The 1,576-nt window shown below is 69.4% G+C and carries 2 protein-coding genes; one reads left to right on the plus strand and one right to left on the minus strand.

What is annotated here, in order from left to right:
* The coding region (locus VGW35_26315) for a Zn-dependent alcohol dehydrogenase (GenBank protein ID HEV8311193.1) at positions 1-981 on the plus strand (981 nt) is incomplete at its 5' end.
* 120 nt (positions 982-1,101) lie between these two features.
* On the opposite strand, the gene VGW35_26320 is transcribed toward VGW35_26315, so the two are convergent.
* A partial coding sequence (locus VGW35_26320; GenBank protein HEV8311194.1) for a competence/damage-inducible protein A occupies positions 1,102-1,576 on the minus strand: 475 nt, incomplete at its 5' end.

Consider the following 1,576-nt stretch of genomic DNA (forward strand, 5'->3'; position numbering starts at 1 on the left):
TGCCACAGCGACTATCACCTGATGTCCGGCGACTCGCCCCACCCGCTGCCCGTGGTCCTCGGTCACGAGGCGGCCGGGGTCGTGGAGAAGATCGGGGGGCTGGTCGAGTCCGTGCAGCCCGGCGACCACGTGTGCTCGAGCTACATCCCCTCGTGCGGCAAGTGCGGCTACTGCATCAACGGGACCCCGACGCTCTGCGCCCTGCGCGACAAGCCCCGCTCGCTCATGCACGACGGCACGTTCCGTTTCCGGAAGAACGGCCAGGGGCTCCACCAGTACCTGCAGGTCGGCGGGTACGCGACACGAGCGGTCCTGCCGGAGGCGAGCGTCATTCCCATCCGCAAGGACGCCCCGCTCGACGTGGTCTCGCTGGTGAGCTGCGGCGTCCTCGCCGGCGCCGGGCCGGTCATCAACAAGGCCAAGGTGCCCCCGGGGGCCAGCGTGGCCGTGTTCGGCTGCGGGGGCGTCGGCCTCAACACGATCCAGGCGGCACGCCTCGTGGGCGCGGCGCGGATCATCGCCGTGGACGTGATGAAGCAGAAGCTCGAGTGGGCCCTCGAGTTCGGGGCCACCCACGTGGTGGACGCCTCGAAAGGCGACCCGGTCGCCGAGGTGCAGCAGATCGCCGGGGGCGGCGGCGTCGACTATGCCTTCGAGGTGGTGGGCTACCAGCAAACCGTGGAGCAGGCCTTCAACTCCACGCACCGGGGCGGCACCACGGTGGTCGTCGGGGTCTGCCCGACCGGCACCCGCATCAGCATCGACCCCACGATGCTCCTCCAGCAGCGCGTGCTGACCGGCTCCTCCTTCGGCGCCGGCCACCAGCGCACCGATGTGCCCATGCTCATCGACCTGTTCATGGACGGCCGGTACAAGCTCCGCGAGCTGATCAGCCGGCGGGTGCCGCTTGGCGAGGTGAACCAGGCCTACGAGGCCTTGCTCCAGGGCGAGGTGAAGCGGAGCGTGGTCGTCTTCGACTAGCCGGCGGCGAGCCTACGCTCTCCGAGGATGCTCGGCAGCTTCCAGATCATGGCAGGCGACCGGCCCGCGCAAAGCCTGTCGTCACTTTCTCGGAGGAGGCGGGCACGGCGCGGAGGCGGCTCAGCGGGGCGTCTGGCTGGCCCCCTCGTCGAAGGCAAATCCGGCGGCCCGCACCTGACGCCGCATGTCCTCGATGGCCAAGGCCACCTGAGCGGGATCGCCGCGCACGCCGAGCTCCACGTGGCGGCGCGTCGCGTCGGGTCCCATGGACGGCAGGCTGAAGGCCCGGAGCTTGTCGAACGCCTTCTCGACCGACTCCATCGCAGGGATGAGCGTGGACTCCCCGGTTCCGTAGACGACGATCGAAGCTTCCGCCCAGCGATCGCGATCGAACAGGTGTCGGTACCGGGTATCCAGGACCCACTCGATCATGGGCCAGGCCATCTGAGGGAAGCCGGGCACGAAGTGGTGCTGCTGGATCATGAAGCCCGGAATGCGGTTGAAGGGATTGGGGATGATCTCGCAGCCCGCGGGAAACTCTCCCATCCGCCGGCGCTGGGGCGTCATCTCGCCGCCGAACCGCGCGCTGATCTCG

It is taken from the genome of Candidatus Methylomirabilota bacterium, assembly GCA_036005065.1.
Taxonomy (GTDB): Bacteria; Methylomirabilota; Methylomirabilia; order Rokubacteriales; family DASRDR01; genus DASYQW01.